The organism is Pseudoalteromonas sp. BDTF-M6 (assembly GCF_018334135.1).
In the GTDB taxonomy this organism is placed as follows: domain Bacteria; phylum Pseudomonadota; class Gammaproteobacteria; order Enterobacterales; family Alteromonadaceae; genus Pseudoalteromonas.
The window spans coordinates 755,702-779,710 of the sequence record NZ_JAGXTQ010000001.1; the positions used below are offsets into that span (position 1 = coordinate 755,702).

The window sequence follows — 24,009 nt, forward strand, 5'->3', positions numbered from 1 at the left end:
CATTGACGCCCTACTGACCCAGAGCAATGCCTTCACGTCGAGGATCGGCGCTGCCGTAGAGTTTGCCGTCAATCACCTCCACCGCATGTAGGCCTGAGTTTAAGTCGCCGATGCGCACCTCATGGCCACGCAACTCAAATTGCGCCTTAAGCTTTGCCAATTCGGTGCCCTGCTCCAAGGTAGTCAGATCGTTGCGATTAGTCAGACGCGGCATATTAATGGCATGTTGTGCCGTTAGTCCCCAATCGAGCACGCCGATGATGCTGTGCGCCACATAATTTATAATACGGCTGCCGCCGGGAGAGCCTATCACCAGGCGCAGTGAGCCGTCGTCATTAAACACCATCACCGGTGCCATCGAGCTTCGGGGGCGCTTCTTGCCCTCAACACGGTTTTGCACGTAGTTACCATCACGTTTAGGCGAGAGCGCAAAATCGGTGAGTTGGTTGTTTAACAAGTACCCATTAACCATCACGGTCGAGCCGAAGGCCATTTCAATTGAGGTGGTCATGGACACGGCATTGCCCTTGGCATCAACAATGGAAATATGGCTGGTATTTGGGAGCTCAAAAGCGTCATCCTCGGCATAGCTTAGACCCACAACCGGGTTACCATGACGCTGCTTTTGGTCGCGCTCACCGATAAGCGTCGCACGCTTGTCCAAATAAGCGGTGTCCATCAGGGCCTGAGTGGGGACAGGCTGAAAATCCGGGTCCGCCATATAGACATTACGGTCTGCAAAGGCCAACCGCGAGGCCTGAGTGAAATAATGCAGCGCCTCAGGGTCGTTAGCCGGGTACTGACTTAGGTTTTTGTGCTCCAGCAATTTTAGAATTTGCAGTACCGCCATACCGCCACTGCTCGGCGGCGCCATGGAGCACACGCGGTAACCATGGTAGCCAACGCAAATAGGAGCCCGTTCTTTGGCTTGATAAGCTTGAATATCCGCGGTGGTTAACAGCCCTGGTGCCACTTCACTATGCTGCACGGCATTGGCGATGGCGGCGGCGTTATCACCCTGATAAAACGCCGCAACGCCCTGCTCGGCCATCTGTCTATATAAGGCCGCCAGTTGCGGGTTTTTGCGAATGGTGCCCGCTGCAAGGGGCTCACCGCCGGGGAAAAAGTACTCGCTCGCCGCAGGTAATTTCTCAACGCCCGGGTTTATGCGTCGGGACAGCAGGTTATGCAGTCGCGGAGACACTTCGAACCCCTGCTCGGCTAAGGCAATGGCATCACCGAACAGCTCTTCCCAGGCCAGGGTGCCATATCTTGCATGCGCGTCGGCCAGGGCTTTCATCACCCCAGGTACGCCCACAGAGCGACCACCGACAACCGCATCTATCCAGCGTACCGCCTTGCCCTCGGCGTCAAGGAATAACTCAGGGGTAGCCGCCTGTGGTGCGGTTTCTCGACCATCAAAGGTGGTTAACTGACGCCCTTGACCGTCATAGTGCATAATAAAGGCACCGCCGCCTATACCCGATGATTGTGGCTCAACCAAGGTCAAGACCAATTGCACGGCAATGGCCGCATCGATGGCACTACCGCCTTTGGCCAAGACCGCTTCGCCGGCCCTTACCGCATAGGGATTCGCGGCGGCGACCATGTACTTATCACCGACAACCTGGTGCTTAGTGACGATACTGGTGGTAGCTTCGGGTTCTCTATCAGCGAGTACCTGTTTGGTGGCACCGGGTTGTTCTGTGGTAACGCAGCCGATAGTAAGAAAAAGAGAGGCTGCAAGGATCAGCAGGGATTTAGAAAAAGTCATAAAAATGCCAGGGTCCATTGTCTTGTTTAAGATTGGCATCTTAAGGGAAATACCAATTCACTTAAATAGCTAATCATTCTAGCGGGCTAAATATCATGCTCACTGTGTTGGGATTTTTCTATGTAGAATAACTACATAAGAAAAAACTCCGCCTTGTGAGCATATCATTTATCCAGCGCTATATCTGATCACATACTTAACAGAATTGGTATAAACGGGCACAATACGCAAAAAATAATAGATTATCGCCCTATGTTTCAATCCTTGTTTAAAAAGTCGACCCTGTTTGCGCCTTTAGCCCTGATCATATTCTGCACCCTGATCATGGTATTCGACCTTAACCCCCTGTTACAGTTTGATCGCGCTGCCATTAATGAAGGGCAAATATACCGACTGCTCAGTGGCAATTTTAGTCACAGTAATGGTGCCCATTTATTAATGAATATGGCCGGGGTCGGTGCACTGTGGCTACTCCATGGTCACTTTTTTACGGTTCGCGGCTATTGGCTGGCGGTCGTGAGCATATCAGTGGGGTGCACCGGGCTTATTTATTTGTTTGCCGACAACATCGATATTTATGTGGGCCTAAGCGGCACCTTACACGGTTTATTAGTTTATGGCGCACTGAGGGATATTCGCAGCGGCGAGAAAACCGGTTACCTCTTGTTGTTAGGCGTATTGGTCAAGGTGGGCTATGAGCAGTTTATCGGCGCCAGTGCCGACTTAGAAACCCTCATCGCCTCCCGGGTGGCCATTGAAGCGCATTTATTTGGCGTTATAGGCGGTGTGGCGCTGGCCGCATTGCACTGGTTAAAGGCATCGCGCTCGCCAGTAAATTAGCTTATCTAGAGAAGCAAATAAAAAAGCCCGGGGAGACCCGGGCTTTTTTATGCTGTTAACACTCAACCACTATAGGTTTTCTTTAAACAGCTTATGGATACGACGGTATTCGTCTAACCAGCTTGAAGGTTGGATAAAGCCGTGCGGCTCCACAGGGAAGATGGCCGTCTCAAAGTTTTCTTTTTCCAGCTCGATAAAGCGCTGTACCAGACGCACTACGTCCTGGAAGAACACATTATCATCCACCATGGGCGCGTTGATCAGTAATGGCTTTTGTAGGCCCTCGGCGAAATAAATCGGCGAGCTACGCTCATAGGCGATGGGATCCACATCCGGATGGTTAAGGATGTTCGAGGTGTATGGCGCATTATAATGAGCCCAGTCGCTGACCGGACGCAGTGCAGCACCGGCTTGGAATGCATCTGGCGCGGTGAATAGAGCCATAAAGGTCATAAAGCCACCGTATGAGCCACCATAGGTGCCCACGGCGCCGGTATCAACGTTGGCATGCTCAGCCATCCATTGAATACCGTCAAGCAAATCCTGGGTCTCCGGTGTACCCATCTGACGATAAATGGCAGTACGCCAGTCACGGCCATAGCCTTTTGATGCCCGGTAATCCATATCCATGACCACATAGCCTTCACTGGCCAGTAATGAATGGAACATAAATTCACGGAAATAACCGGACCAACCAAAGTGTGAGTTTTGTAGATAACCGGCACCATGGTTGAAGATCACTGCCTTACGGGTCTTACCGCTTTCACCTTCTTGGTAGTCGCTTGGGTAATACACCTTGGCATACACAGGCTGCTCGCCGTGGCTTGATGGTACGGCAACAATTTGCGGCGCTACTAGTTTGGTGGCCTTAAACTGCTCGGATACCGTGTGAGTCAGTTGCGTTACCTCGGCCTTAGGGGCCGCGTCCATCACAAATAGCTCAGGTGGATTCATAATGGTCGAGTGCGTCAGCAACAGTTTGCTCTGATCCGGGCTAAGTACATAGTCCGTCATGCCGTTAAGGTCGGTCAGCGCTTCAACCTCACCGCCTTGTAACGCCAGGCGATAGATTTCATAGATACCCGGGTGCTTTTTGTTACCCTTAAAGTACAGGTAGGCATCATCGTCGCTGAGCGTCAGGTTAGACACCTCAAATGCACCGCTGGTGCGCTGAGTCGCCTTACCATCGAGCGCCTTGGTATAGATATGACTGTAACCCGATTGCTCGGATAGGTAGTACAAGGTGTCACTGTTGTTGAACCAACCAAAATCATTAAAGGTGTAGTTGACCCAGGCATCATCATGTAAACGGTGCTGATTAACCAGCTTTTTACCATTGAAATCAACGGTGGCAATCCAGCGGTCTTTGTTATCCCAGGCTTCCAGCATCACCGCGACCTGAGTACCGGCGTTGTTCCATTGGATAGCACTTTGATCCCAGCCCCAGTCCATCATCAAATTGATTTCACGGCGCTTCTTTTCAGATGTGTACTTTTTGCCTTCGCGGGCATAGTTTTCAGCCTTAACCTCGGCCAAAACATCTTCATCCCAACCTGGCAGGGTGTTATAGGTCAAGGTCGACTTTTGCTTGTTGTCCAGGTCGATATACACCAGTTCGGTTTCCTGCGGCTTGGCATCGGCCACTCGACGACGAGCCGGAACCGCATCGATACCGGCATCATCGGTGATGTAGTTAGGCATGATATCGCCTTCACCACGCCAGCTGCGGGTGTCGGTTAGGGCCACAATAAGCTTGGTGCCATCCGGTGATAGCTGGGCATCCACTAAGCGCTTGTTCTCGCCCAGGTAGATACTGGCATCGATGACCGAGTCATTTTCATCCATCAGCGCTTGTTGGCGTGCAGCGGCATCTTTTTTATTCTTTAACTGCAAGGCCACATAGTCGATCAGCTTATGCTGCTCTTTGGCAATGTAGCTGGTCGGCTCGCTCACCTTCACCGGCGTGTCTTCAAGCTTAAGGTTCACCAGCTCGCTGCGCTGACCTGTGCTTAAATCAACCTGCATAAACAGGTTGCCGACTCTGTATACCAAAGAGTTATCATTTAAAAACTGTGGCTTAGATTCAAAGGCAGAGGTCTTGGTAATTTGGATCAGGGTATTGTTAACCATGTCCTTAACAAAGATATCCCCTTCAAAAACATAAGCCTGAAGACGCTTATCTTTGCTCATGACCGCACCGTCAGCGCCCAGAGTATGAAGCTCTTTTAAAGGCACCACGACTGCATCGTCGCCAAGCACTTGAACATAATGATCTCTTAGTTCATTGCCCTGCTGTTTCTGCTTATAGATCACCGCACCTGAGTCGGCGCGCCAAAATGCACCTTCGGGCTGATTACCCAACCAATCGGGATGGGCCATCGCCTGCTCTAAGGTGATGGCAATAGAGCCTGGTTTAGCAGGAGTCGATACTTGTTGTTTTTCAATCGTGCTGGACTCAAGGCTAGTCGGAGCATCACTTTGTGACGCCGTACTTTGACAGCCCGCGAGGATAAAGCTAGAAGCAACGGTGGCCGCTAGCACAGTTTTATGAAACATAATTATTAGTATTGAAATTGCAGGTGCCAAGATTTAAGCAAAAACTCGACAATAAAGACAGGTGTTTTAGATTAAATACGCGCTTAACGAGGCGAATAACGGCACAAAAAAAGGTCAGCAAGTGTTGCTGACCAAAACTCTGCGCTAGCAATAAAACAAGCTATGAACCTGTTCCCTATAAATATAGACCATAATTTGAACAATTACGTTTATTCATTTGTAAGTATCTGCACATCCAGCCAAACCAGACGATGGTCCGAAGAGAGCCTCCTATCGCGCACCAATTCATAACCTGCTTCGCCTTTTGCCGGCCAGTAAACGCCGCCTTCGAGCGCACGTAATCCCTGCTTAGAAGGCAGCACATAGTCGGCGCGAGCCTGCCAACTGGCGGTATAATACTTGGCGTATGACTCGGTTGCCGACTCGGCACCGCCTTTGCTCTGAGGCGTTACACCGCTGTCTACCTTAGGATGCTCTAAGACCTGATTAATGGCCGCGGGACGCGCCTTTGGCCCTTGCGGCGCTGCATTTAAATCACCGAGGATCACAAAGCGCCCCGCTCCTTGTAAACCGCCGCGGCGACCCTTGTCATCAATAAGGTAATCGGGGACATCCGTAGCGATATAGTCCGCCAATAGCTTAATCTCAGCAAAATTACGCAGACCATTTCTGTCTTCAGGGCCGTCAAACACAGGCGGCGTTGGATGCGAAGCGAGAATATGCAAACGCTGGCCGTTAATCGTCAATGGAATATCCCAAAACGACTTGGAACTTAGGCGTGCGGCCTGCCAGGTTTGTTGATCATAGAAGGCTTGGCCGTTCAGTGTAGGGCCCACAGCCCCCGTTTGCGTATGCCAGGGCAGATGTTGGAAGGTTCGCACCGCTTCGTTATCGATGGGAAAGCGGCTCAACAACAGCATGCCGTATTGGCCGGGATAAAAGCCAAAACCATAGGCATCACCGGCTATGCCGCTTTTTTTGCCATCCCCATCGAAATCAAACTCACTGGCAACCCCGGTATTCACTGGTGCCGCATAGCTGTACTGGTAACTAATTCCCTGATACTCATCATGTGCCTGGCCGAGGAAATGTTGCTGAAATAACGCTGCATTTTTTTGCCAGTCAGCGGTGAAATCAAATTCATTGAGTAAAATCACATCCGGGCGCACGGCCTGAATAATGGTCGCAATATTATGGATTTGTGGGTGAGTGCCCTCGGCCAGTAACTGAGGCAATGGAGACTCGGTGAGTGAGGTAAAGTGTTTACTGTAATTAGAGCCGTCCATACTCACATTAAAGGTTGCGATGCGTATGCTCGGCGCTGACTGTGAGGCCAGAGATTGAAGCGCCGAAGAGGTGTTGGCGCTCACAGCGCCAACGCTGATCAATAACGTGCTGACAAGAGAAAAAGCCCGACATTGTACTTTCATACTGGGTTCCATATAAGCTGACGAAAGAAGGCTTGTACCCATGAAACTAATAAAATTGGTACAAGGCCATTATGGTAGCAGCTAAGGCTTTGACTTTGTAATTAAAAGAGGTAAAAAAACCGAGCTGTTGCTCGGTTTTTATGGATTCACCTAAATTATCGCTTAATTTAGAATAAGTCGCTGAGCCATGGCCGCGACGCCCGGGTATTGCTCCTCGGGAAGGTGCGCTGCTAACTCTGCCAGGCGCTGACCCAGAGCATGCAAGGTATCTGCACTGACATTAATATGACCCATCTTACGACCCGGCTTCACACCCTTGCCATACCAATGGCTACGGGTTTGTGCAACGCTTAGCACCTCGGCCGGAATAGCCGCCTGACCCAGCACATTGATCATCGCACTTGGGCGCGATAACTCGGTATCGCCTAAAGGAAGACCGGCTACGGCACGCACATGGTTTTCAAACTGACAGCTGTAGGCACCCTGTTGCGTCCAGTGCCCTGAGTTGTGCACGCGAGGGGCTATTTCGTTAACGAGAAGCTGGCCGTCGACGTCGAAGAACTCAATGGCCAATACCCCAACATAGTCAAGCTCATTAGCCAATTTGCGATAGGCATCAATGGCTTGCTGCTGCACACTGTCATTTACCAAACCGGCCACCGACAGAGTCAGTACACCATTGGTATGTTCGTTTTCGGTTACCGGATAGATGGCCAGGTTGCCTTGGTGATCACGGGCACCGATCACAGATACTTCGCGCTCAAACGGGATCATCTTTTCGCAAATAATGCTGTGCTGCGCATCCTTTTGTAAAAACTCGACCATTTCAGCCCAGATAGTGTCCGCATCCGCGGCGTCTTTTAGGCGCCATTGACCCTTACCATCGTATCCCGCTTGACAGGTTTTAATCACCAAAGGTAACGACAACTCGGTGATGGCTTTATCGAAGTGGCTGCGCTCGGTTACCAACACATAAGGTGCGCTCGGAACACCGGCACGCTCCAACAAGGCTTTCTCTTTTGCGCGGTCACCACCACAGGCAATGGCCTCTTTCCCTGGGAAGAACTTACCACTTTGCTCACACAGGGCTAATACATCAGCAGGAATGTGTTCGAATTCGGCGGTAATGCGTTCGCTCTCGGCAATCGCCTGCTCCAGTGTTAAGCCATAATTTTCACCTGTAACAGGGTGAACGACCTGCTTTGATCCTACATCATAGGCATAGATATGAATATCCAAGGGGGCACCAACCAGCGCCATCATTCGCGCTAACTGTCCGGCCCCAAGCACTAACATTTTCATTGAAGCCTACCCCTTATTCAGCTGGGTTAGGGTTGGCTAATACGGTATCGGTTTGCTCTTTGCGGAAAGCATCGATTTTTGCTAGTAGCTCTGGCTGCTGACAACCTAAGATTTGTGCCGCTAACAAACCGGCATTGGCGGCACCCGGATCACCAATGGCTAAGGTGCCCACGGCCACGCCTTTAGGCATTTGGCAAATAGATAGCAAGGAATCAACACCGTTTAAGGCTTTCGATTTTACTGGTACACCTAGTACGGGCAAAGACGTAAAGGCCGCGGCCATACCTGGAAGGTGAGCAGCACCGCCGGCACCGGCGATAATGACCTTGATGCCACGCTCGGCGGCTGATGAGGCATAGTCTGCCAATAATTGAGGAGTACGGTGTGCCGATACCACCTTGGTTTCATAGTCAATGCCAAATTTATCCAACATATCCGCTGCATGTTGCATAGTGGGCCAATCAGACTTGGAACCCATAATAATACCTACTTTCATTGTTACTCCTCGGGTCAATAACGATACTAGTTTAACTGCAGTTTACCCGTGCCGGCGCCAAGCACAATTGACTTGAGGGGTACGCCAGCACACCGCGGTTGGCCATTTGCCAACATAAGTTGCGGCGCATTATACAAAAAAGCCAGCTAAAAAGCATGCCAAGTTGGCGGATAAAATGGTGTTATCCGGACTTGCTATTTTGACCCGATGCGTTAGCGTCTCGCCATGCCCTTATCGTCTCTTTGGGGCCTAAAATAAGCGTCAAGAGGGTTAAGCCGCCAGGCAGTAAAATTGCTTTGAGTATAGGACCTAGGATATAACTATAAAAAATGATAAATGGCATAAATAAGATATAGCCAAAAGCCCAGGTGGCAAGGTTAGTAATTGATTTCATGCTGTTTTCCTTAACGATTTTAAAATTGAGCGCGCTCATTGTAATTATTGAGCGCGCTCATTTCCAGTTTTAAAACAGGTGTTTTGTGAGCGATAAAGAAGTAACAAGCAAAAAACAATTAACTCGCGAACGTATCATGAGTGCGGCCTGGCGATTATTTCAGGAGCGCGGTTTTGCAGCTACTTCTACACGCGATATTGCCAAAACTGCCCAGGTTGCCAACGGCACCCTATTCACCCACTTTGAAAATAAAGATGATTTGCTGCGCCAGCTGATGCTGATGCACATCGATGAGGTAATTGCCAAGGCCAAGCATGAGGATACGTTTGAACAGCCAAAGTTGAAAATGCGCCACTACGCACAACATCTCTATCGGTTTTATCTGCAGCACATCGAATTCAGTAAGTCTTTGTTGCAAGGCTTGGTATGGCAAGGCGCGTTTTTTAGTGCGCAAATGGAAGAGTTTAAAAAGCTGTTATTCGATGGTACTCGGCAATATGACGAGGTGCGGGCCGCTGCCATGATGGATTGCTACTTTATGACCTTGCTTGAAGGGCTTAACAGCGAGCGGCCGGATGTCTCCACCCTGGTTCGCCGTTTGAGTGCCAAAATAGCCTTGTTATAAAATGCGGCTCTGCGCTTTGGCGCTAACCCTTGGTCGTTCTGAGTTCCGCGCCGTGCCAAATTAGCTGGTAGCGGCTTTCTGTTACGAAGGAAAAACCAAGGCGTTGTAATAGCCTTATGCTGCGCAGGTTGTCCCTGTGAACCTGGGCTTCCACAGCCGTCACCCTCCCTCCCATATATTGCTCCCCATGCGATAGCAGCAAAGACAAGGCGTGATACATCAACCCTTTACCCCAAAACAAGGGGTGAAGTTCATAGCCTAGTTTTGCCACCTGGGTATGGGCGTCATAAATCCCACAACTGCCTATCAGTTGCCCTTGATGCATGATGGCCATACGCACGCCCTCGCCCGTTAGAAAGAGCTCAATATCCCCTTGAATAATGTCTCGCACCTGCTGTTTTGAGGGCATGGCATAATCGTTGTAACGCACTACCTCGGGGTGTGTGAGTAACGCATAGAGATCTGGCGCATCTTTGTGACATATAGGACGCAGTGTCACCGAGCCTTCTGGGCAATCAATCATTAAACTTGAGGAGCGGAGGTTGAGTTGTGGAATTATTGCCTTAAACTAGCGCTATCGGCAAGTTTAAAAATGACAACAGCATGAGCCAAGAACAATTTATCATGGTCCCTCCCACCACCACAGTGTACTGCCCACAGCGTGGCGAGGGATGGACGCTAACGGGGATCACAGGTATCGATGAATATACCTCGGTGATGTTCGATGGGGTGCGTTATACCCTGTCGGCCAGGGAAATCGTCGAGCAACTGCTGCCTAATCAGCAAGCGCGCGAACAAGCGGGCAGCTAAGATCAATAAAAAAGGGCCTGTCGGCCCTTTTTTATTATTACTTTTAATTTAATGCGTTGATACGCGCATCCAACGGCGGGTGCGACGCAAACAGTTCGCCGATTGAGCGCCCCGAGGCAATGCCAAAGGCCATCATTGATCCCTCCAATTGCGACTCGCGATTGCCTTTTAGGCGCTCCAGTGCAGCGCGCATCTTATTGGCGCCCACTAGCTCGGCAGCACCGCGGTCGGCGGCATATTCACGTTTACGACTAAAATAGGCAACAACCACGGATGCCAGTACGCCAAAGAGAATTTGAAACAGCATATCGAATAAGAAATACGTCCAGCTTGGGCCGCTCTCTTCTTCGTTGCCGCTTAGGAAGTTATCCACCACACCGGCTAGCACCTTGGCTAGGAAGATCACAAAGGTATTTACTACGCCTTGGATCAGTGTCAGGGTCACCATATCGCCATTAGCAACATGCGAAACCTCATGGGCCAGCACCGCCTGGGCTTCATCCTTGGTCATGTTATGGAGCAGACCGCTGCTCACCGCAACCAGGGCATTGTTTTTTGAAGGGCCGGTAGCAAAAGCGTTAATTTCCGGGCTATCGTAAATCGCCACCTCGGGCATTTTAATGCCACGTTGCTGGGCCTGCTCGGCCACGGTAGCCATCAACCATTGCTCTGTATCGGTGCGGGCATGTTCAATCACATAGGCGCCGGTTGAACGCTTGGCTATCCATTTAGACATGGCTAAAGATATAAACGCGCCACCAAAACCAAAGACCGCGGCAATCGTGAGGATCCCGCCCATGCTGCGTGAGGAAATACCAAATACGGCAAATATAATCGATAACACCACCCCGAGCACCAGCATTACCGCCAGGTTGGTCAATAAAAACAGCACAACACGTTTCATACTTCATTCTCCAATCGAGTAAGATTATTCATTAGGGGTCCTCCCTTAGGGTTGACCTTGACCCATAATGGATAGCATCACTCTGGCCATGAGTTCTATATATAGGCTAACTACGGCGGCATCAAGAGATAGTTTTATGAACATTTGTAAAGAGTTGTTACAGGGCGCGGGGTTGCATTGAGGCGCTAGCGCAGCGCCAACACATCCAACAAAGCACCATGAATGCGCAGTTTTGGCGTCCCTTCGCTGTATGGGCTCTCGGCCAACATGGGTACCGGCAAACGTGCCTTTAAAGTCGCCAGATTAGCATCGTACTGTGCCATTTCTGGGTCTACCTGATTGGCAATCCAACCCGCTACCTCAACGCCACTCTGTTGTAAAGAAGCCATGGTTAACAAGGCATGATTTAAACAGCCGAGTTTCATGCCCACCACCAGGATCACGGGCAGATTTACCGCTGCCACCCAGTCACTGAGTAATTCCTGGTCGTTAATCGGTAACAGCCAACCACCGGCCCCCTCGGTGAGCAAAAGATCTGTGTCCAAGGCACGGATCTCATCATAGGCCCGGTTTAGCTTAGCCATGGTGATCTGCTCTCCCTGCTGGGCCGCGGCAATATGGGGAGCTATGGGCGGCTCATAAATAAAGGGGTTCACCTGCTCATACAAAGCCTGAGTATTGCCGCTTTCGATTAACGTTAGGGCATCGGTGTTTACCAGACGACCAAAGGCCTGCTCGGCACCGGCGGCGATAGGTTTAAAGCCTAAGGCCTTGCGTTTATGTTGTACCGCCAGTTTAAGCAACAGGCTGGTCACATGGGTTTTCCCGGCATCCGTGTCCGTGGCGGTAATAAAAAATTGCTTCATTTGATAAGTTCCAAAAAGACCACGTTATAACTGAGGGCAACCTCTGAGTTATCGCCCCCTAAGCACTGCAATATTTGCGCATACTCGCCTTTACTCAGTGCCCTGTGACCCTGCTCTGCACTGTTTGCACCTATGGCAGACAGGCTTTTTAGGGCTTCCTTGGCACTTGCATAGGTGTCAAACAAGGACAACTCCTGCTGCCAATTGACCTGGAAGCCGGCATTGTGCGCTGAACCTAGTATGTCTTCAAAGCTAGCGAAGTGATTAATCGCCGCTCTCCCTATACTGGCAAACGCCGTTTTTACCTCACCCAAAGAGCCGGCGGCAACAATGGCCAAGTAGGCACGCCCCTTGGGTTTAAGCACGCGATAAAGCTCGCCCAGAGCGATGTTTAAATCACTGGACCACTGCATGGCAAAATTGCTGAACACAGTGTCCAAGCTGTTCCCATGCAGAGGAAGCGCATCCATATCGGCGCAGAGCTTAACGCTAGGTGTGTGTATTTGCGCGAGCATCGAGGGTGATAAATCAAGGGCTAGCAAAGTATCGCTTTGTGCCGCAAGGGCCGCACTGTTAACGCCGGGCCCCGCCCCTAAATCCAAACACAGCCCTAATGGCCGTAGTGCTAGATGTGCCAACAGCACCTCGCTGGCACTGGCCTGTACGCGGGCGTGATGCTGATAACGACACGCCGCCTTAGAAAAGTGCGATTGGGTTTGTTGCTTTAACGCCACGCTCATCGACAGGACTCCAGGGCCTTGACCAGGGTGTCTATGTCCCTCTCTTGATGGGCCGCGGTCAAGGTGATACGTAAACGCGCGGTATTATGAGCAACCGTAGGCGGGCGAATGGCACTGAGCCAGATCCCCTGCTCACGTAAATCGGTTTGCATCTGCAAAGCGCTTTCGCTGTCACCCACTATCAGCGGCTGTATCGGCGTTTGCGACTCCATTAGTGCCAAAGACGACTGCGCGCACCGCTCTCTAAAATACGTGATATTTCGTTGCAATTGCTGACGCTGCACATTCGCATCAAGCAATTGCGTCAAACGCTGCTCGGTAATGGCACACTGCATGGGCGAGATAGAGGTGGAATAAATGTAGTCTCTATTGCCCTGCAGCAGTAGCTCTATCACGGACGTAGATGCCAACACCACGGCGCCATTGCTGGCCAGAGCCTTACCGAAGGTGATCACCAGAATATCCGGACGGGTTTTGCGCTCGAGTGCCGAGCCTAAGCCGTCACCGAGTACACCAAAACCATGGGCGTCATCAAGCATAAACCAGGCATCATGGGCACGACATAGGGCATCAATCTCACCGACCGGCGCACAATCCCCGTCCATCGAAAATACCCCTTCACTGACCACCAGCTTATTTCGAGCTTTAGACTTAGTGAGACGAGCCTGTAAGTGGCTCATATTGTTGTGATTAAAACGCTGCATGGCGGCGTTGGCCTGCAGGCCGCCGTCGATCAAGCTGGCATGATTAAGCTTATCCTGCACTATCAGGCCATCATTACTCTCGGCAAACAGGGCTTTTAACACACTGATATTGGCGCTAAAGCCACTGGGAAAAAGCATGGCGCTTTGGTAGCCAAGCAGATCGCAAAACCGCTTTTCCAACGCTTGATGACAGCGCTGATAGCCGGTCACCAAGGGCGAACTGTGAGAACCGGAACGGGCCTCTAGCTCATTCAGGGGCAGATCCCCTAGGGCAAGGTAGTCGTTCGAAGCAAAGTTAAGGTAGTCGCTCCCCTGCACCCGAATGCTGCGGGCACTGACTTCTTCTACCAGTACACGACGGCGCAACAAATGTTGCTGCCGCCTTGCATTTAATGCGTCTTGTATGTAGTCAAACGCCATTTATTTTGCTTCGTAGAACAACTCGGACTCGGCCTTATCGGCAATCGCCGAGCTCAGTGATGCCTCATAGGCTTCATCTGAATAGTCTTCGCCCTGAGCCGGACGCATGCCTAACTTGCGAATTAGGTTCATATCCGTATCCGCTTCCGGGTTGTCCGTGGTCAGTAACTTGTCACCATAGAAAATCGAGTTCGCACCGGCGAAGAAACACATGCTTTGCATCTGCTCGTTCATGGCCGTACGACCGGCAGATAAACGAACATAACTCTTCGGCATCATGATACGCGCCACGGCAATGGTACGAACAAATTCAAAGTGATCCAGGTCGTCAACATTTTCCAGTGGCGTTCCTTTCACCTTTACCAACATATTGATCGGCACACTTTCCGGCTGTTTTGGCAGGTTAGCAAGCTGGATCAGTAGGCCGTATCTGTCCTTAGCCTGCTCGCCCATGCCAACGATACCGCCCGAACACACCTTCATGCCGGCATCGCGAACATGGTCTAAGGTGTCTAAACGGTCTTGGTAGGTACGTGTAGTGATGATCTGCTGGTAATACTCCGGTGAGGTATCCAGGTTGTGGTTGTAGTAATCCAAACCCGCGTCACGCAATTGGTGAGCTTTGTCGTTATCCAGCATGCCCAGAGTCATGCAAGTTTCAAGGCCAAGCTCCTTAACCTCACGAACCATTTTCTCGATGTAAGGCATATCGCGGTCTTTAGGATCGGACCAGGCGGCACCCATACAAAAACGGGTCGCGCCCTTTTGTTTTGCTAAACGGGCCTGCTCAACCACCTTTTCCACTTCCATCAAGCGTTCACGCTCTAAGTCGGTTTTATAATGGCCGGATTGAGGACAATATTTGCAGTCTTCTGGACACGCACCGGTTTTAATCGATAGCAGGGTCGAGATCTGAACCTCATTGGGGTTAAAGTGCTGCCTATGAATACTCGCCGCTTTAAACAGTAGATCGTTAAACGGCATTTCAAAAAGGGCTTTTACTTGTTCATGAGTCCAGTTATGGCGAATTTCGGCCTGTTGCATGGGGTTCTCTTTATTATCGACGGTAAACTTATTTTGTATCAGTCTACGAGTTGCCTTAGTATTGTCAACGCCAGTGCAATGTTTAAAGTTTACCTATGAACAATAATTATACAGAAACAAATCCCATTGATGTCGAATTTGACCGTGACCATATTTGGCACCCCTATACCTCCATGCTCAAACCCCTGCCCAACTATCCGGTCAGCCATGCCCGCGGTACTCGCTTACACTTAGCCAGCGGCGAGAGTTTGGTCGATGGCATGGCCTCATGGTGGAGCGCATTGCATGGCTACAATCACCCAAGCTTAAATCGCGCACTGCAAGAGCAAAGCGAAAAAATGAGCCATGTGATGTTTGGTGGTATTACCCATGCGCCGGCCGTGGATCTGTGTAAAAAGCTGATCGCTATGACCCCAGCGCCTCTGGATAAGGTGTTTCTGGCAGACGGTGGCTCGGTCAGTGTTGAAGTGGCGATCAAAATGGCGCTGCAGTATTGGTTCAGTCAGGGTCATAAACAAAAGCATAAAATTATGACTCCCCGAAAGGGCTATCATGGCGATACCTTTGCGGCAATGAGCGTCTGCGATCCGGTTAATTCCATGCACAGCATGTATCGCGGCTTCCTACCCGAGCAAATCTTTGTTCCGCAGCCGGTCAGTGCCTTTAATGGCGACTTTGACGAGCAAGAAGCCGAGCAATTGGCGCATTACTTTGCCGAGCATCATCAAGACGTTGCCGCCTTTATCATCGAGCCCATAGTGCAAAATGCCGGCGGCATGAACTTTTACCACCCGCACTATCTAAAAACCGTACGCGCCCTGTGCGACCAATACGATGTACTGTTGATCTGTGACGAAATCGCCACAGGATTTGGCCGTACCGGCAAGCTTTTCGCCGTAGAACATGCGGATATCTGCCCGGATATCATGTGTGTGGGCAAGGCCTTGACCGGTGGCTATATGACCTTAGCCGCCACCCTAACCAGCCATAAAGTCGCGCGCGGTATTTGTAGTGGTGAAGCCGGTGTCTTAATGCATGGCCCCACCTTTATGGGCAACCCCCTCGCCTGCGCAGTGGCGAACGCCAGCCTAAGCTTATTGCTAGAGAACGATTGGCAGCAACAAGTCGGCAATATCAATCTCTGGTTACAACAACTCACGCGCTGCACGGAGCTAGACGCCGTGGCTTCGGTGCGCACTTTGGGCGCTATTGGTGTGGTAGAGCTGGATACCAACGTCGATGTGGCTAAAATTCAGCGCTTTTTCGTAGCGCAAGGGGTGTGGATCCGACCCTTCGGTAAACTCATCTATCTTATGCCGCCGTTTGTCAGTTCGAAGCAGGATATCGACACCCTGTGCCAGGCCATCTACCAGGCTATTGCCGAAAAACATTACTAGTTCAAAGGGCTAATAACCTAGCGGCCACTTTATTAGTTTGCGCACAAAGCAATCAAATCACCGTAAAAGTGAATAAAAGACGCTTTTACGGTGAAATTTGCCGCATACTTCCCGGATTACACTAGGAATCCCCCCTTGCTTTTTGTTAGAGTACCAAACTTTTCAATAAGCAAGTGACTTTCTATGCAGCAACACGTTCAGATCCAGCCAGCGGAGGCCTTTGTACCACCGAGGTTTACCGTGTATCAACATCGCCAAATCGATAAAATTGAGGCTTTGCACCAACTGCCGGAGCATATGCGCTTTGAAATGAAGGTGGTCGCAAGCGTATTCCCTTTCCGCGTCAATAATTTTGTCATTGAAGAATTAATTGATTGGGATAAGGTCCCCAATGATCCCGTCTTTCAATTGACCTTCCCTCAACGCGGTATGCTTGATGACGAGTCATACGAAAAAATGGCGGCGCTGCATAGAACCAACCCCAGTGCCGAAGAAGTGATGACTCTGGCCCAGGAAATTCGCTTAAAGCTGAACCCGCATCCCGCCGGCCAAATGGAAAAAAACGTGCCCGAACTGGATGGCGAGCGCGTCGAGGGTATCCAGCATAAATACAAAGAAACCGTCCTGTTCTTTCCATCTCAGGGCCAGTATTGCCACTCTTACTGCACCTTTTGCTTCCGCTGGGCACAGTTTGTAGGTAAAGCGACACGCTTTAACAACAACGATACCGAACTGCTGCACGGTTATTTGCGCGAGCATACCGAAGTAACCGATCTACTGATGACCGGCGGCGACCCCATGGTTATGCGTACGGTCAAACTGCGTGGTTATCTTGAAAAGTTAAAAGAGCCCGAGTTTGATCATATTCGTACTATTCGTATCGGCACCAAGTCATTGACCTTTTGGCCATACCGATATCTGACCGACCCAGACGCGCAGGACTTACTTGCCCTAATAAAAGAATTGGTCAATGCCGGAAAACATGTGTCCATTATGGCTCATATAAATCATAAGCAAGAGCTGCGCAGTCCGGCCACCCGCGAAGCCATCGCCTTAATCCGTAAAACCGGGGCACAAATTCGTACCCAGGCGCCACTGCTCAATAACATCAACACCGATCCCAATATGTGGGCCGAGATGTGGAAAGAGCAAACCCAGCTTGGCATGATCCCCTACTATATGTTTATTGAGCGCGACACGGGTGCAAAACGCTACTTTGAGTTGCCCCTGTATAGGACCTGGGAAACCTTCCGCGAAGCCTATAAGCAGATCTCCGGAGTAAGTCGCACCGTTCGTGGCCCGTCTATGAGTGCTGGCCCAGGTAAGGTCGAAGTATCGGGTGTGAGCGAAATAGCCGGGGAAAAGGTGTTCGTGCTGCGCTTCATCCAGGCTCGTAATCCGGACTGGGTACAACGTCCTTTCTTTGCCAAATACGATGAAACGGCGACCTGGCTTGATGATCTTAAACCGGCCTTCGGCGAAGAGAAGTTCTTCTGGGAAGACGAATACAACGCCATGTAAGGCCATTAAAAAAAATCCCGCATTAAGCGGGATTTTTTATTTGCCGAAGCAATAACTACCATTCAAACTGATAGGCCATTTTTGCTATGGTGCGCAGCGCCACATTATGGGTATTACGCTGGGCATATAAATGTTGCATGGCCTTGTCTTTGACCTCACCAACAATCACCTCTTTGACCTGATAACCCAAGGCATGAGCGGCTTCCATATAGGCTACGAATTCCCATTTCTTAATATTGGTGTTATCGGCGATCACCAGGGGGATCCCCTCGCTCAGGGCTTTGATAAAACGTGCCAAGTTTAGGTTGTGATATTCGGGCAGTTTATGTTTATCAAACTGATACCCTTCGGCGCCGACAAAGTAGTCGTCGGTACTACAAATTACATATTGACTGGTATCGCCGGCAACCAGGTCGTCGGCGAGATTGAGCGCGTAATGGGTTTTACCACTGCCGGGCAAACCGCGCAAAATAAACACTTGTTTCATTAACTACTCACTAAGGCTAGCGTGAAGCTGATGCATAAAAACGCCAAGGCGATTAAAGATAGAGGCGCTAGATGCATCATTTTATTTATCTTTCTGGCTCTTATAATGCCACAAACTGCGCACAGACTGCACAGCCCAAGTAGTAATAAAGCGGAATTTTTTGCATTTATAAGCCAAAAATCCCGAGTTTGCACTCCCAGGTAACGCCACAAGCCAAAATCCTGCTCGGGACGACCGTAATGGATCAGTATCAAAACCAGCACAAATACGCTCCATCCCAGCGTCGCACACCAGCCGACCAACACAAATGGACCCACCCTATCGCCTCGTAACATATGCGTTTGCCTTTTATAATCAACGTCAATTTGAGTTTAGGTTAATTTTCACCCAATTTTCAGCAATTAACCGGCTAAGAGCGTAATTGAGAGTTTTTTTCTCACCCGAACACGGTTAAGATAGGCCTCTTAACTTACATCATAATAAAGCTGCTTAGTAAGAGGCTAAGCACTTTGGGCAATAGTAATCATTGGAGTGAAAATGAGCCATACAGCAATCGCCGAGCTATTAAAAGGCGCCGTTGCCGTGGACAGCCAGGTCACCATTAAAGGCTGGGTGCGTACACGTCGCGATTCAAAAGCAGGTATTTCGTTTTTAGCCGTTCATGACGGTTCGAGTTTTGATCCTATTCAAGCGGTCGTGCCCAATTCGCTTAATAATTATGATGAAATCACTCGCTTAACCGCTGGTTGCTCTGTCTCTGTCACAGGTAAGCTGGTTGCCTCAGCTGGCCAGGGCCAGGCTTATGAAATCCAAGCAGAAACCGTAGAGGTAATTGGCTGGGTTGAAAACCCGGACACCTACCCAATGGCGGCCAAGCGTCACAGCATCGAATATTTGCGCGAGCATGCTCACCTGCGTCCGCGTACCAATGTGATTGGCGCCGTAACGCGCGTGCGTAACTGTTTATCGCAAGCGATTCACCGCTTCTTCCATGAGCGTGGTTATATGTGGATCAGTACGCCTATCATCACCGCCAGCGACTGTGAAGGCGCCGGTGAAATGTTCCGCGTGTCGACCCTTGATATGCAGAACTTACCGCTAACCGATAAAGGCGATATTGATTACAGCCAGGATTTCTTCGGTAAAGAAGCCTTTCTAACCGTATCGGGCCAGTTGAATGGCGAAACTTACGCCAGCGCGCTATCTAAAATCTACACCTTTGGTCCTACCTTCCGTGCCGAAAACTCGAACACCTCGCGCCACCTGGCGGAGTTCTGGATGGTTGAGCCGGAAGTGGCGTTTGCCGACCTTAACGATATCGCCAAGCTGGCCGAAGACATGCTGAAGTATGTATTTGCCGCCGTGCTTGAAGAGCGTCGTGATGATATGGAATTCTTTGCCCAGCGCATTGAGAAAACCGCCATTACACGTTTAGAAGAATTCGTGAGCAAGGATTTCGCCCAGGTGGACTACACAGACGCCATCGAAATCCTTAAACAATGCGGCAAGAAGTTCGAATTCCCTGTTGAGTGGGGTGTTGATCTACAATCAGAGCACGAGCGTTACCTGGCCGAAGAGCACTTTAAAGCACCGGTAGTTATCAAAAACTACCCTCGCGATATCAAGGCCTTCTATATGCGTCAAAACGAAGACGGCAAAACCGTGGCGGCCATGGACGTGGTAGCTCCAGGTATCGGTGAGATCATCGGTGGTTCACAGCGTGAAGAGCGTTTGGATGTACTTGATGCCCGTCTTGAAGAAATGGGTCTAAATAAAGAAGACTACAGCTGGTATCGTGACCTGCGCCGTTATGGCACAGTGCCGCACTCAGGTTTCGGTCTGGGCTTTGAGCGTCTGGTTGCCTATGTAACCGGTATGGGCAACGTCCGTGACGTTATCGCCTTCCCGCGCACTAAGGGCAGCGCCGCTTACTAAGTTTAAGTGCCTAGCCAGATAGCAAACACAGAAAAACCGCTCATTGAGCGGTTTTTTTATTGCCGTTCTATTGAACGCGCATGAATTAACGAGCCAAAAAAAGCCGCTATTAAAGCGGCTTTTCTTCACTAAGCTAGTCTATTACAGAGCGGCTTCCAGCTCAGGCAGCACATCGAATAGATCCGCAACCAAACCATAATCGGCTACCTGGAAGATTGGTGCTTCGGGGTCCTTATTGATGGCAACGATCACTTTCGAGTCTTTCATGCCTGCAAGGTGCTGAATGGCACCGCTAATACCCACGGCAATGTAGAGGTTAGGGGCAACGATTTTACCCGTTTGACCTACCTGCATATCGTTAGGCACAAAACCGGCGTCTACCGCGGCACGTGACGCACCGATGGCGGCACCGAGTTTATCGGCAATGCCTTCAAGCAGCTTAAAGTTTTCACCATTTTGCATACCACGACCACCTGAGATGATCACATCGGCAGCGGTAAGCTCTGGACGCTCAGATTCGGTCTGCTCTTTAGAGACGAACTCACTGTTGCTAGAAGCAATCACATCGGCAATGGCTTCAATCGGTGCAGCACCGCCCTGCTCGGCAATATCAAACGCACTGGCACGTACGGTAATGATGTGTTGGGATTCCAGAGATTTTACTGTGGCAATGGCGTTACCAGCATAAATCGGACGCTTAAAAGTTTCGGCGTCGATTACATCAATAATGTCCGATACCTGTGCTTTATCCAGTAGCGCAGCAACACGTGGCATCATGTTTTTGCCCGTGGTGGTGGCGCTGGCGAAGATATGGCTGTAATCGGCGCTTAGCTTAACTACTAGGTCGGCACAGTTTTCTGCTAGCTGATGTGCATATTCGGCGCTATCGGCTACCAAAACGCGGCTTACGCCACTGATGGTGCTCGCTTCCTGCGCCGCGCCCTCTAGGCCTTCACCGATAAGCAGCAGATCGATATCGGCGCCCACTTTGGCAGCCGCATGCACTGTTTTCGCCGTTTCAGGCTTAAGATGACCGTATTCGTGTTCAGCAATTACTAATGATTTCATGACACCACCTTCGCTTCATTCTTCAATTTACTGACTAAGGTTGCTACGTCTTCAACGATCACACCACCTTGACGTTGGCTTGGCTCTTCTACGCTCACCAACTGCACGCGAGGAGTAAGGTCAACGCCCATGTCTGCGGCATTTTTAACGTCCAACGGCTTACGTTTTGCCTTCATGATGTTCGGCAATGAAGCATAACGAGGCTCATTCAAACGTAGATCGGTTGTCACGATTGCCGGCAGTGTGAGTGCCACTGTTTGCAAACCACCATCGACTTCACGGGTCACATTAACCTTGCCATCATTCAATTCTACTTTTGAGGCGAAGGTGCCTTGCGGCCAACCGCGTAACGCGGCCAGCATTTGACCTGTTTGGTTATTATCGGCATCAATACTTTGCTTACCTAAAATCACCAAATCTGGCTGCTGTTCATCAATCACCTTATCAAGCAACTTGGCCACATGCAGTGAGTCCAGCTTATCTTCACTTTCGATATGAATAGCGCTATCGGCACCCAGTGCTAATGCCGTACGCAGCTGCTCCTGCGCCGATTTGTCACCTATGGTTACCGCAACGACTTCCGTCGCCTTGCCCGCTTCTTTTAAACGTATCGCTTCTTCAATGGCAATTTCACAAAATGGGTTCATCGCCATTTTCACATTGGCCAAATCCACATCACTGTTATCGGCCTTAACGCGTACTTTTACGTTGTAATCGATTACACGTTTAATGGGCACTAATACTTTCATATATGCTCCTAGTAGAGACGCAGGAAAGTGGGTTTAGGAGGCTAAAGCCTGCATGTTCACTATTTTGACACCACAACCTGACGTTAACGTAAACTTATTTATTTTGATGAAATCAGCGTACTTCCTGTTGACGTAAACGTCAACCTAAAATAACCTTGGAGCACTATCTTTTGTGTAACGATTAATTTGCATTTCGTAACACTTTGACCGTCATCAATAGCAGGGGATTATTATGGTAGAACGTGAGACCATGGAATTTGACGTGGTGATCGTAGGCGCAGGGCCTAGCGGCCTTGCCAGCGCCATTAAACTTGCGCAGCTTGCACAAGAACAACAACAAGAACTAATGATATGCGTGGTGGAGAAAGGCTCGGAAGTCGGTGCTCATATCCTCTCCGGCGCGGTATTTGAAACCAAGGCCCTCGATGAACTACTTCCGAATTGGAAAGAACTCGGCGCCCCAGTCAACACAGCAGTGACCGAGGATGAGATCTTGTGGTTTAGCGACGAGAAAAGCGCCAAAACCCTACCCCACTTTATGGTTCCTAAAACCTTCCATAATAACGGCAACTATATTGTCTCAATGGGTAATGTCTGTCGCTTCTTGGCCGAACAGGCAGAGCAGCTTGGGGTGGAAATCTTCCCAGGCTTCAGCGCCCATGAGCTGATCATCGAAGACGATACGGTCAAAGGCATTATTACCGGCGATATGGGTCTGGACAAAGACGGTAATGAAAAGCCGGGCTATATGCCGGGCATGGAACTGCGCGCCAAGTACACCGTATTTGCCGAAGGCTGTCGTGGTCACTTGGGTAAGCAACTAATCAATCAATTTGCCCTGGATGCAAACAGCTCGGTGCAACATTACGGTATCGGCTTTAAGGAAATTTGGCAGATCGATGCGGAGAAACACCAGCAAGGTAAAGTCGTCCATGGTACAGGTTGGCCTTTATCCGGTGATACCAGCGGCGGTGCCTTTATGTATCACAGTGAGGACAATCAGGTGGTGGTCGGTTTAATCGTGGATTTGAACTACTCAAACCCACACCTAAGCCCGTTCGATGAATTCCAACGCATGAAGCACCATCCAGTGTTTGCCGATGTGCTTAGCGGCGGAAAGCGCCTCGCTTACGGTGCCCGCGCCATTGCCAAAGGCGGCCTGCACTCTTTACCTAAGATGCACTTCCCGGGTGGTTTGTTGGTAGGCTGTGACGCCGGCACCTTGAACTTCGCCAAGATCAAGGGTAACCACACGGCGATGAAATCAGGTATGTTAGCCGCAGAAAGTATTTTTGCTGCGCTTAAAGCAGACCAACAACATACGGATCTGGCTGACTTTGCAGAGCGCTTTGAAGCGTCTTGGCTGTATGATGAACTGTACCGCTCACGTAACTTTGGCCCGGCCATGCACAAGCTAGGTAAGTTCTTCGGTGGCGCCTATAACACCCTAGATCAAAATCTGTTTGCTGGTAAATTGCCCTTCACCTTTAAGGACAATACGCCGGATTATGCCACCTTGCTACCGGCTTCTCAGGCACCAAAAATCGACTATCCAAAACCGGATGGTCAGCTCAGCTTCGATAAATTGTCGTCGGTATTTTTGTCTAATACCAACCATGAAGAGTCGCAGCCTTGTCACCTTAAACTCAAAGATGCCAGCATTCCCATTAAGGTGAACCTAGCGCGCTTTGATGAGCCGGCCCAGCGTTATTGCCCGGCGGGTGTTTATGAGGTGGATAACACCGAAGGCGAGCCTAAGTTTGTGATCAATGCGCAAAACTGCGTGCACTGTAAAACCTGTGATATTAAAGACCCCAGCCAGAACATCACCTGGGTGACACCGGAAGGTGCCGGCGGTCCAAACTATCCAAATATGTAATATTATCTCTATATCCTAAGTTGCAACTGGGGCGTCAGCCCCTTTTTTGTGCGTAAATTCAGACGATT

The 24,009-nt window shown here is 50.1% G+C and carries 22 protein-coding genes; 7 read left to right on the forward strand and 15 right to left on the reverse strand.

The window, feature by feature from the left end:
- Positions 1–10 precede the first annotated feature (10 nt).
- Positions 11–1,774 (reverse strand): gamma-glutamyltransferase, encoded by a 1,764-nt coding sequence (ggt, locus tag KD147_RS03400; protein ID WP_212546891.1) that lies wholly within the window; start codon positions 1,772–1,774, stop codon positions 11–13.
- A 252-nt stretch (positions 1,775–2,026) separates the two neighbouring features.
- Here ggt and rrtA point away from each other — a divergent pair, with 252 nt between their 5' ends.
- Positions 2,027–2,614, forward strand: a complete 588-nt coding sequence (gene rrtA, locus KD147_RS03405) for a rhombosortase (protein ID WP_212546892.1) — start codon at positions 2,027–2,029, stop codon at positions 2,612–2,614.
- 69 nt (positions 2,615–2,683) lie between these two features.
- Here the strand turns inward: rrtA and KD147_RS03410 are convergent, their stop codons facing one another.
- The 5 genes from KD147_RS03410 to KD147_RS03430 form a co-directional block, all read right to left on the reverse strand.
- Positions 2,684–5,170: a S9 family peptidase gene (locus KD147_RS03410; RefSeq protein WP_105254214.1), complete on the reverse strand. Its 2,487-nt coding sequence runs from the start codon at positions 5,168–5,170 to the stop codon at positions 2,684–2,686.
- A gap of 209 nt (positions 5,171–5,379) precedes the next feature.
- Positions 5,380–6,600, reverse strand: coding sequence for an endonuclease/exonuclease/phosphatase family protein (locus tag KD147_RS03415; protein WP_212546893.1), 1,221 nt, complete (start codon positions 6,598–6,600; stop codon positions 5,380–5,382).
- A 162-nt stretch (positions 6,601–6,762) separates the two neighbouring features.
- Positions 6,763–7,902, reverse strand: coding sequence for a 5-(carboxyamino)imidazole ribonucleotide synthase (locus KD147_RS03420; protein WP_212546894.1), 1,140 nt, complete (start codon positions 7,900–7,902; stop codon positions 6,763–6,765).
- A gap of 13 nt (positions 7,903–7,915) precedes the next feature.
- Positions 7,916–8,398: a 5-(carboxyamino)imidazole ribonucleotide mutase gene (gene purE / locus KD147_RS03425; protein ID WP_105189681.1), complete on the reverse strand. Its 483-nt coding sequence runs from the start codon at positions 8,396–8,398 to the stop codon at positions 7,916–7,918.
- Between the two features lie 181 nt (positions 8,399–8,579).
- Positions 8,580–8,792 (reverse strand): hypothetical protein, encoded by a 213-nt coding sequence (locus KD147_RS03430; RefSeq protein ID WP_212546895.1) that lies wholly within the window; start codon positions 8,790–8,792, stop codon positions 8,580–8,582.
- Between the two features lie 85 nt (positions 8,793–8,877).
- Between KD147_RS03430 and KD147_RS03435 the strand changes: the two genes are divergently transcribed.
- Positions 8,878–9,417: a TetR/AcrR family transcriptional regulator gene (locus KD147_RS03435; protein ID WP_349304663.1), complete on the forward strand. Its 540-nt coding sequence runs from the start codon at positions 8,878–8,880 to the stop codon at positions 9,415–9,417.
- Positions 9,418–9,439: 22 nt separating this feature from the next.
- Here the strand turns inward: KD147_RS03435 and KD147_RS03440 are convergent, their stop codons facing one another.
- Entirely contained in the window at positions 9,440–9,916 is a 477-nt protein-coding gene (locus KD147_RS03440; protein ID WP_212546896.1) for a GNAT family N-acetyltransferase, read from the reverse strand.
- Positions 9,917–10,020: 104 nt separating this feature from the next.
- On the opposite strand from KD147_RS03440, the gene KD147_RS03445 reads away from it, so the two are divergent.
- Positions 10,021–10,227 (forward strand): hypothetical protein, encoded by a 207-nt coding sequence (locus KD147_RS03445; protein ID WP_199883018.1) that lies wholly within the window; start codon positions 10,021–10,023, stop codon positions 10,225–10,227.
- Between the two features lie 43 nt (positions 10,228–10,270).
- Here KD147_RS03445 and htpX read toward each other — a convergent pair whose 3' ends face one another.
- From htpX to bioB, 5 genes are all read right to left on the reverse strand, one after another.
- Positions 10,271–11,131 carry a protease HtpX gene (gene htpX, locus KD147_RS03450; protein WP_212546897.1) on the reverse strand — a complete coding sequence of 287 codons (861 nt, stop codon included), beginning with the start codon at positions 11,129–11,131 and terminating at the stop codon, positions 10,271–10,273.
- Positions 11,132–11,316: 185 nt separating this feature from the next.
- Positions 11,317–11,997 (reverse strand): dethiobiotin synthase, encoded by a 681-nt coding sequence (gene bioD, locus KD147_RS03455; protein WP_105254220.1) that lies wholly within the window; start codon positions 11,995–11,997, stop codon positions 11,317–11,319.
- The gene (locus KD147_RS03460) at positions 11,994–12,737 is read right to left on the reverse strand and encodes a methyltransferase domain-containing protein (RefSeq protein ID WP_212546898.1); all 744 of its coding nucleotides are present in this window, start codon (positions 12,735–12,737) and stop codon (positions 11,994–11,996) included. Before KD147_RS03460 ends, bioD begins: the two co-directional genes overlap by 4 nt.
- Entirely contained in the window at positions 12,734–13,861 is a 1,128-nt protein-coding gene (locus KD147_RS03465; RefSeq protein ID WP_212546899.1) for an aminotransferase class I/II-fold pyridoxal phosphate-dependent enzyme, read from the reverse strand. Before KD147_RS03465 ends, KD147_RS03460 begins: the two co-directional genes overlap by 4 nt.
- On the reverse strand, positions 13,862–14,905 hold the full coding sequence (gene bioB / locus KD147_RS03470) for a biotin synthase BioB (RefSeq protein WP_105254223.1): 1,044 nt from the start codon (positions 14,903–14,905) through the stop codon (positions 13,862–13,864).
- Between the two features lie 95 nt (positions 14,906–15,000).
- On the opposite strand from bioB, the gene bioA reads away from it, so the two are divergent.
- Positions 15,001–16,302 carry an adenosylmethionine--8-amino-7-oxononanoate transaminase gene (gene bioA / locus KD147_RS03475; protein ID WP_212546900.1) on the forward strand — a complete coding sequence of 434 codons (1,302 nt, stop codon included), beginning with the start codon at positions 15,001–15,003 and terminating at the stop codon, positions 16,300–16,302.
- 183 nt (positions 16,303–16,485) lie between these two features.
- Positions 16,486–17,823 carry a KamA family radical SAM protein gene (locus KD147_RS03480; RefSeq protein ID WP_212546901.1) on the forward strand — a complete coding sequence of 446 codons (1,338 nt, stop codon included), beginning with the start codon at positions 16,486–16,488 and terminating at the stop codon, positions 17,821–17,823.
- 55 nt (positions 17,824–17,878) lie between these two features.
- On the opposite strand, the gene KD147_RS03485 is transcribed toward KD147_RS03480, so the two are convergent.
- The gene (locus KD147_RS03485) at positions 17,879–18,310 is read right to left on the reverse strand and encodes an ATP-binding protein (RefSeq protein ID WP_105254226.1); all 432 of its coding nucleotides are present in this window, start codon (positions 18,308–18,310) and stop codon (positions 17,879–17,881) included.
- A 537-nt stretch (positions 18,311–18,847) separates the two neighbouring features.
- Here KD147_RS03485 and asnS point away from each other — a divergent pair.
- Positions 18,848–20,245 carry an asparagine--tRNA ligase gene (gene asnS, locus KD147_RS03490; RefSeq protein ID WP_212546902.1) on the forward strand — a complete coding sequence of 466 codons (1,398 nt, stop codon included), beginning with the start codon at positions 18,848–18,850 and terminating at the stop codon, positions 20,243–20,245.
- 141 nt (positions 20,246–20,386) lie between these two features.
- On the opposite strand, the gene KD147_RS03495 is transcribed toward asnS, so the two are convergent.
- Together KD147_RS03495 and KD147_RS03500 are read right to left on the reverse strand one after the other, a co-directional pair.
- Positions 20,387–21,313 (reverse strand): electron transfer flavoprotein subunit alpha/FixB family protein, encoded by a 927-nt coding sequence (locus KD147_RS03495; protein ID WP_105254229.1) that lies wholly within the window; start codon positions 21,311–21,313, stop codon positions 20,387–20,389.
- Positions 21,310–22,062: an electron transfer flavoprotein subunit beta/FixA family protein gene (locus KD147_RS03500; RefSeq protein WP_212546903.1), complete on the reverse strand. Its 753-nt coding sequence runs from the start codon at positions 22,060–22,062 to the stop codon at positions 21,310–21,312. Before KD147_RS03500 ends, KD147_RS03495 begins: the two co-directional genes overlap by 4 nt.
- 232 nt (positions 22,063–22,294) lie before the next feature.
- On the opposite strand from KD147_RS03500, the gene KD147_RS03505 reads away from it, so the two are divergent.
- Positions 22,295–23,941, forward strand: a complete 1,647-nt coding sequence (locus KD147_RS03505; protein ID WP_105254231.1) for an electron transfer flavoprotein-ubiquinone oxidoreductase — start codon at positions 22,295–22,297, stop codon at positions 23,939–23,941.
- Positions 23,942–24,009 lie beyond the last annotated feature (68 nt).